The organism is Sulfuricurvum sp. (genome assembly GCF_049305995.1).
Classification (GTDB): domain Bacteria; phylum Campylobacterota; class Campylobacteria; order Campylobacterales; family Sulfurimonadaceae; genus Sulfuricurvum.
Genome location: NZ_JBAQPS010000168.1, coordinates 1 through 8114 on the forward strand (window position 1 = coordinate 1; position 8114 = coordinate 8114).

Below are 8114 nucleotides of genomic sequence, written 5' to 3' on the forward strand. Positions count from 1 at the left end.
GAATTGCTGAATGAAGACGTTAAAATCAATCGTGAATATAAACAAATTCGAAAAATACAAACACGCGAAAATAAAAAGAAACAGATTGAGAAGTTTAAAGAAGATCAAAAAATATCTATGTCTGAAAAACAAAAGGCTAAATCTCGCCGAAATCTTCAGAAAAAAAATCGAAAGGTTTTAACTATTGAAGAGAAGAAAAAACGTTTAAAATCTTTTGAAGAAAAAAAGAATTTAAGAGATTTTTATCAACAAGAGTTTCCAAATTTTGGTAATTCGTCTTATGTTGAATATGAAAAAAAATTTTCTGATATCATCGATCAAAAAGGTAAGGAATTTTTAGCTACTCGCTCCTCTAAGCCTACTCATGATCCTATTTGGGATAAGTACACTGATTCAGATTGGGAACTTATGGAAAGAACTTTAGTTCCTTCTGGAAAATTTAGGGATTGATCTATGAAAAAATTAATCCTTATTTCTCTCACTTTTGCGGCGGTTTTTGCTCCTGATCTCCTCGCCGCTGTCGATATGTCTAACGTATCGGCTAGGGCTTCTAGTTTAAACATGACTAAACAAGATTATGCTTTTGCGATGGCAATTGCGGGAACTTTTAGCGGTGCTTTGCTTGGTCTTTTTATTTGGAAGGTTAAATAATGAATTCTTTTCTCGTGTTCAAAATAACGGGTGATCCCTCATTTGATTTTTTCTTTAGTCTTCCCGCTTCACTCTCCATTTTGTATTACATCGCTTCTGCGGGGTTTTCAATCTTTAGAGGACGTATCTAATGAAAACGAAACTTTCGCTCTTAGCGTTTTTAACTCTTTTTTCGGTTGATTTATTTGCTGTCTTGGTTAAGTACGATGGTCCAAATTTATACACCACAGCACAAACTACCAATTCATCTTCTTACTGGAAGGATGTAGGCGGTAGTTACTTTCAACATCATTACAAAGTTCCTTCTTCTAATGGTTATTATTATGATTATTATACACAATGGCGTGATTACTATACATGGACTGCTTGTCCTACGGGTCAATCTTTATTCGAATTGACGGGAAAACAAGTTTGTCAAGTTCCTCTCACTTCTTGCCCTTCTGGTCAATATTTAACAGCTTCTAATACTTGCGCCGTTATTTCTTACGCTTATTACACGGGTAATAAAACGGGCTGTAATGATTTTGGTGGGATGTATTATGTTGACGGTTCTTGTATTGATCCAAACGATTGGACAACACGAATGTATAAAAATCCTTCTGCTGCTTTGGGTGCTGCTTATTTATTTGGTAAAGTCGCTACCACTGGTTTTGGTCTTTTGGCTGTTGGTGCTTCTATTTTAGGCACTGCTGGTTTTGCTTCTGTTTCTACTCATGCCGCTGTTGGTGGTGGTATCGCCTACGCTGCTAATGTTCTTAATAATCCTACTATTAAACCTAAATCTGATTCTGCTCCTGATCTTTCGGGTGCAATTCGTGTAGATTTATTGGATTATAAAGAGTCTTCTACCCCTGACACTTCGGGAAAAACTGTTACTCAAACTGATCCCGTGACTGGTAAAGTTCAAAAAGCTTTAGTTGTTCCTGATTCTGTAATTGAACAAATGCAAAATTCTGCAAATGTTAATCCTGATACTCAAGAACTTTATACTCCTATTGATCCGACTGGATTGGAAGAAATAACTTATGATTATGAACAAAATATTGCAACTGTAACCACTCATACTTCTCCCACTACTACTACTGTTACTCGAACGGGTTTTACTACTTCTCAGAACGCCGATGGGACTGTTTCAACTATCCCTAACACGAATAAAGCTCCTACTGTTTCTGGTGAAAATGGCGGTAAAGTTATCCCTTCAAATTATAAACCTGCTGTTAATCCTGACGGTAATGTAACAAGTCCTACCACTGGTGATTCTAAAGATTATACGGCTGTTTTAAATGATATTAAAACGAACACTGCAAAATCTGAATCACATTTAAAAAAGATTGCCGATGGTTTTGAAGATGGTGAATTTGACGTTTCATTATCTGACGGTTCGGATCAATTCGGAAATTTTGACGGACAAATAAAAGGCTCTTTTAGCGGTTTCGTCTATACTGATCCACTCGGTATCGCTAACATGGGTTCGGGTCAGAATGTACCTACGTATTCATTTTCACTCTTGGGTCAAACATTCGTACTCTTCGATCAAAACCTATTCAATAAACTCCCCCTCGATCTTATTAAAAATATACTGCTTTTCGTTGCCGCCGTCGGTGGTTTCATTATTGTAGTATCTTTCGGAGCTTGATATGCCTGTATTTTTAATCCCTCTCGCAAGTTTTTTAGCTTCTGCTTTTGCTTTTTTAACTCGACATCCAATCGTTATGAAGATGATGTTTTTCGCAATTTTTACGGGTATTATCGCTGCCGCTCTCACTTTCTTTTTTAATATGGTGAAACCGTATATCGTTACCTCTCCGATTCTCTCTATCGCTTATCAGCTCGGTCTTATTCAGGCTCTCGCTTTGTATATCACTATAGTCGTGGCGGGATTCGGCGTTAAACAAGTTCTCGCTTTTGTACGGTCATGATTACTATCCTCACAGGCTTGCCACGTTCGGGTAAATCTTATCGCGCTGTTTGGTATATTTTCTCTAACTTTTTAAATCCAAAATCTAAAGATTTCAATAAGCATCATTATCTCTACACTAATATTGGTGGTTTCAAACACGATCATGTTAATGAAATTTTAAAAGATGATAATTATTCTATTTCTGTTGAGTGTGATGAGGATGATTTAGGTCGTCAAGAATCCACCAATATAATAAAAAGATCTATTTATCTTGATTGGGATGTTTTTTATAAGCATTTATCCAAACTTCATGAAATGGCAAAGGCTGATAAATCAGATGAGGAGCTTTTAAAATATGCTCGGTATCATAAGCTCACTCCTGCTCTCTTTGTGATCGATGAAGCATATCGTTTTTATAAAAAGTCTTCCGATCCTGTTTTGGTTTGGTGGCACGGTTATCACGGACACTTAGGTCATGATATACTCATCATCATCCATCGTCCTTCTCTTATGCATTCAGATTATAAAGCTCATACTGAAGAATTTATAGACGCTCAACCAAAATCTAAATCTCTGACAAATAATCGCTTCCGTTATTTTTTCTACTCTGACGATTTTTACTCTAAAAAAAATAATTATTCTTCGGATTCTCTTACTGCTAAATCTGAGATATTCGATCTTTATAAATCGGGTGATCTTCACAAACCTAAAAAGATTGTTCATAAATTCATCGGTTATATCATCCTTGCTTTGTTGTTTATTTTCTTTATTGGTAAATCTTTTTATGATCGTACTTCTGAAAAATTATCTACCGATCAAACCGACGAATCTGAACCCGTTTCTAATACTTCCCCCTCTACGACTGCTTCCGCTCCCTCTGCTGTTCCTAATTTCGATTCTAACTCTATTTTTATCCGTGTTCGTTGCGATCAAACTTCATGCGCTCGTATTGATCCCGCCGTACAGCTTCACTATATCCCGAAATTGTACTTTGAGGACAGTTTAAAATATTTCTCTAATAAGCTCATAACCTCTTCGACGGTGGTTATCTTTGACACGGTTTACAATGATCGTCTTTATTCCGTCTCAAAAGATTACCTCACGGCTCTTGGGGTTTGGTCTATTCCCTCATCTGCTTCTAATCAAGTCTCTTCCCCTCCCGTAAATTCTGTCGTAGGTGGTGCTCAATGATTCGCTTCGTTTTGTCTATTTGTCTTTCTATCTCTTTGTTTGGTGCGGTTCCGGCTTTAAAACCTCCCGTCAGTGTCCCTTTGGCTTCGGTTCCAATGTTGCCACCGCCTCCGCTTGTCTCTACACTAAACAACATGAGCCTTATTGAGTTCTTGCGCATGGCTTCTAACTCCATGAAGAAAAACATTATCTTAACGGATGACATTACCGGCTCTATCGATTACCTTTCGAATCAGAACATCACGGGGCGTGATCTTCTCCCTTTGGTAAAAACTGCTTTAGAGATTAATGGTTACGGTCTTGTTGATAAAGGTCGATTTTATTACGTTGTCCCTGCAAAGGATTTAAAAAATCATCGTGGCGGCTCTCTCGGCTCTCGGGATTCTTCCCTTTATGCTTCTAAAGTAATCAAAATCAAATACTCTAATGTTGTTCAGATTTTAGAGGGCGTTAATTCTCTCCTCTCTGCTTCGGGTTCTGCTTTCGGTGTAGCTTCGTCTCAATCTTTGGTGGTTTCAGATTTTCCTGAAAATATCAAACTTATTGAGCATCTTATCAACCAAATTGATATCGCCCCTCTCCCTATCAATCAATCTTTTAAATCGTTTCGTCTTGTCAACTCTTCGGCTTCTTCGGTCTTATCTACTCTCAAATCTATCTATTCAGGGGATAACAATCATACTTCTATCTCTTTTTCGATCAATGAGGAATCAAACACTCTTTTCGCTTCGGGTGATCCTAAGTTGCTTGATCGTCTCCCGTCTTTTATCTCTGATCTTGACCGTGAACAATTTCAAGTTTATATCCAATTTCGCATCATAGAACTAAACAATGATTTAAGCTCTAAAATCGGTATTAAATACGGAATAGATGGCGGTATCGTTTCCTCTTCGAACTTTTTTACCTTTGCGGGAAATCTCGGCGGATCATCTTCTCCCACTGTTAATGCTCTTGTCACCTCTTCGCTCGGTTCTTCTCTCGGTAATGTGAATCAGCTTTTAACGATTGGTGCAGCACTTGATCTTCTCAAAAGTGAGGGCGTATCTAAAACGATCTCCGATCCTTCCATTTTGTGCCTTAACAATAAAGAGTCAAAAATCGTGGTAGGTAAATCTCTCTCATTTCTCAAAGGTAGCACAACGGGCGCGGCGGGTACTACTAACTCTCTTGACCGCTCCGACGTTGGGTTAAATCTCACCATTAAACCTCTCGTTGCTTCTAAAGACAAACTCACTCTCACTCTCGATGCTGTTTTAGAGAACGTGTTGCCCTCTGTCGATTCAAATAATCAACCTGTGACCTCTAAGCAGCAGATTAAGACGGATTCTATACTTCATCACGGTGAAACGATTGTACTAGGCGGTTTTGTGAAGTCATACGAAACAAACAATAAAAGCTCTGTTCCCTTTCTTTCTGATCTTCCCTATATCGGTTCTGTATTCGATCATAAGACGGCCGTTAATCAGTCCGACACGCTTTTGCTCGTTATTACCCCTTACATAGTCGATGATTCCCGCTCTCTCTCGTCTCTTCAAAGTGATTTAGGGAAGTTAGGACAGTTACAAAAAATCTATAACGAGTCTTTAGATTAAAAATTGAATTAAAAAAGGAGTGATAGCCATGAGTTACAAATACGGACTTAGTCCCAACGATCTCAAATACTGCCGTGAAAAAATAGACGGTCAAAAATCTTACCTATCAAATAATCATTTCCATACTGGGACGGGTCAAGTAAAAAGCCTTCTCGATGTTTCATTTTCCGCGAACATCTCAGAGCGTTACTACTCCCAGCTCTCCAACAAGATTAACACCATGTCCGATCTTGCCAAATCTCAAAATCTTAAACCCGTATTTCTCACCATCACTCTAGATGGCTTCTTTCGTCAACTGCTCACCGCTAACTATTCCAAATGGGATCGACAATCAGACAAAGAGAAAAAAGAATACCTCCGTCACATTCCAAATAACGACGTTTACGGCTTCCTACGCGATAAGATCAATATTCGCTCCAAATTCACGATCAAAGACTGCTACAACGTCTTAGCGTTTCAATGGTATCACTATTCATCGGGATACGCTTTCAAAAAAATCAAAAAAGATGGAAACCAATTTATCTACCTCAAAGCTGCCGAACCTCACAAAGACGGCGTACCGCATTTCCATGTTTTATTGTGGATCCCCGAAGATTACATAGAGTCATTTAAAAAAGACTTCGTCCGATACTTCCCCGCTCCTCGTAATAGTAAGCTTATGACCGAAGATGATAAAGAGTTTTTCAAACGTCATAAACGGTTTCCAAAAATTGGGCTTGATTTCAATGAGGGCGATATGTATGGCTTTATTACTCTTTTACATAATCCCGTAGGCTACATCATGAAATACGCCACTAAATCATTCATGGACTTGAGAACCGGAAAGGCTTTAAACTATCTCCAATCATGGTACATAAAACATAAGATCAGACGGATCACCACCTCTCACTCTACCGTTCCGCAATGGGTCTATCAAAAGGTATTCGCTATTGAAAAAGATTGGTATCACTTGACCGATTTAAACATTCGTGAACCCATGCTCTGTGAGTGGAATAAAGAAGATGATTATTTTATCCTTATCGAAGATAACGGTCGAACTCTTGAATACGATCGTGGCGTTCTCACTCTCCGATACATCGGAAGCGATACACCGCTCAAACAGCTCGGAGAGTTTAAAGACCGTCCAAAAACTCAACCTCGTAAGCTCGAACCCGTCACTTCTACTTGGATGAAACCGATCCAAAAAAACTATATCGACGTATTCATCGAACACGATTATTATCTCTATCGTGACGGTGAACTCATAAAACCTACACCGCAACCTCTCAAAATGTCAGATTTTGAGCTATACGAGTATTACACCAGCATCAATCTTGAAACCGTTAATCCTCATCACTATGCTCATACTCATAATGAAATGATCTCCCGTGGACTTCTCGCGGGTAAAACCGTCTCTTTGAGCGATATGTACATGGGTAATCCTTTTACCGAAAATATTCATGTTCCTTTAAAAGATCGTCCTTATGTCACTACATTGGCACGAATAAGAGCGGATATATATAATCCGTTCGAAGAGGAAACAACTTATATCTCAAATCCGTGGGGGTATGATTATGAAATTTGATTTTAAGCGTTTTATTTCTGCACAATTATTAGTTTGGTTTGTATTTTCATTAGGCTTCGTTTTAGGTTCTATTTTAACTTTTCAAGCTACTCAAGCTTATATAAATGCCAATTATGAAACTTTTCCTAAAAGTATTTCAAAATGACCTTTGACCACTACGCCAATCTTTATTTGAAGTTCAAACAAAAAGAGCTAAAAAATTCAACCTTTGAAAAATACAAAAGCATTATAGAACTTCGATTGCTTCCGATCTTCAAAGATTTACCTATTAACTCGATAAAAACATCCGATATTAAATCGTGGCTCTTTGATATAGACGATGTTGGTGGAAAGTCTAAACGAATCTATATCAGCGTAATCAAGGGAATCTTCGATGAAGCTCTCTACGATGAACTCATTGAAAAAAATCCCGTCTCCCGTATTCGCCCTCCTGAAATGGAAAAACCGCTCATTCATCCGTTCACCCCGCAGCAAGTCCGTGACATTATTCAAAGTGCCGAAATGAGCAACTATCGAAACTATCTGAACATAGCTTTCTTCACCGGTATGCGCAGCGGGGAAATCATCGGACTTAAAAAAGAGGACATTGATCTAAAAAACAGAATACTTAAGGTCCGTCGTACCCGCTCACGCTTTGGAGAATCAGAACCGAAAACCCGTGGATCAAAGCGCGATATCCCAATACTCGATTCATTGTACCCACTCATCGAAGAGCTTTACAACTCCCACGATCATGATTACCTTTTCAAAACTCAATACAACGAGCCGTACAGAGATACCAACGTCTTTGTGGATCGCTACTGGAGACCATCACTCGAATCTCTCAAAATCGAATACCGCCGTCCGTACAACACCCGCCATACCTATGCGACAAATATGCTATATCGTAATTTGGTAACACCTGTTGAACTTGCGCAGCTCTTGGGACACTCATCGACTGAGATGGTTTTTAATATTTATGTGGCTTATTTGGATCAAAACTACAAGACATTTGATAGGTCAATTTCGATTTATAATTAAGGTTTTTGGGTAGGATAGAAAAAATCGGGGTTTTTAAAAAGGCTTTGGAATTCCCTAAAATAGGCACTTGTGGCGGACGAGGAGAGATTCGAACTCTCGGTACCGTTGCCAGTACGTCTCCTTAGCAGGGAGGTGGATTCAGCCGCTTTCCTACTCGTCCAGTGTTATAAAGAGGGCGTAATTATAAGCAGGTGTA

Annotated in this window: 10 protein-coding genes and 1 tRNA gene; 10 read left to right on the top strand and 1 reads right to left on the bottom strand. The window is 38.7% G+C overall.

The window, feature by feature from the left end; translation table 11 throughout:
• From WA010_RS05740 to WA010_RS05785, 10 genes are all read left to right on the top strand, one after another.
• The coding region (locus tag WA010_RS05740) for a hypothetical protein (RefSeq protein ID WP_422556188.1) at nucleotides 1–450 on the top strand (450 nt) is incomplete at its 5' end.
• A gap of 3 nt (nucleotides 451–453) precedes the next feature.
• Nucleotides 454–651 carry a hypothetical protein gene (locus WA010_RS05745; protein ID WP_422556189.1) on the top strand — a complete coding sequence of 66 codons (198 nt, stop codon included), beginning with the start codon at nucleotides 454–456 and terminating at the stop codon, nucleotides 649–651.
• Nucleotides 651–782 (top strand): hypothetical protein, encoded by a 132-nt coding sequence (locus WA010_RS05750; protein WP_422556190.1) that lies wholly within the window; start codon nucleotides 651–653, stop codon nucleotides 780–782. The genes WA010_RS05745 and WA010_RS05750 overlap by 1 nt, the downstream gene beginning before the upstream one ends.
• A complete protein-coding gene (locus WA010_RS05755; protein ID WP_422556191.1) occupies nucleotides 782–2287 on the top strand; it encodes a hypothetical protein in 1506 nt (501 codons plus the stop codon). The genes WA010_RS05750 and WA010_RS05755 overlap by 1 nt, the downstream gene beginning before the upstream one ends.
• Before the next feature lies 1 nt (nucleotide 2288).
• Nucleotides 2289–2570 carry a hypothetical protein gene (locus WA010_RS05760; RefSeq protein WP_422556192.1) on the top strand — a complete coding sequence of 94 codons (282 nt, stop codon included), beginning with the start codon at nucleotides 2289–2291 and terminating at the stop codon, nucleotides 2568–2570.
• Entirely contained in the window at nucleotides 2567–3742 is a 1176-nt protein-coding gene (locus WA010_RS05765; protein ID WP_422556193.1) for a zonular occludens toxin domain-containing protein, read from the top strand. The genes WA010_RS05760 and WA010_RS05765 overlap by 4 nt, the downstream gene beginning before the upstream one ends.
• On the top strand, nucleotides 3739–5334 hold the full coding sequence (locus WA010_RS05770) for a secretin N-terminal domain-containing protein (RefSeq protein WP_422556194.1): 1596 nt from the start codon (nucleotides 3739–3741) through the stop codon (nucleotides 5332–5334). The genes WA010_RS05765 and WA010_RS05770 overlap by 4 nt, the downstream gene beginning before the upstream one ends.
• Nucleotides 5335–5362: 28 nt before the next feature.
• A complete protein-coding gene (locus WA010_RS05775; protein ID WP_422556195.1) occupies nucleotides 5363–6898 on the top strand; it encodes a rolling circle replication-associated protein in 1536 nt (511 codons plus the stop codon).
• Nucleotides 6888–7043: a hypothetical protein gene (locus WA010_RS05780; RefSeq protein ID WP_422556196.1), complete on the top strand. Its 156-nt coding sequence runs from the start codon at nucleotides 6888–6890 to the stop codon at nucleotides 7041–7043. Before WA010_RS05775 ends, WA010_RS05780 begins: the two co-directional genes overlap by 11 nt.
• On the top strand, nucleotides 7040–7918 hold the full coding sequence (locus WA010_RS05785; RefSeq protein ID WP_422556197.1) for a tyrosine-type recombinase/integrase: 879 nt from the start codon (nucleotides 7040–7042) through the stop codon (nucleotides 7916–7918). The genes WA010_RS05780 and WA010_RS05785 overlap by 4 nt, the downstream gene beginning before the upstream one ends.
• Nucleotides 7919–7988: 70 nt before the next feature.
• On the opposite strand, the gene WA010_RS05790 is transcribed toward WA010_RS05785, so the two are convergent.
• Nucleotides 7989–8078, bottom strand: a tRNA-Ser gene (locus WA010_RS05790).
• Nucleotides 8079–8114: the final 36 nt, after the last annotated feature.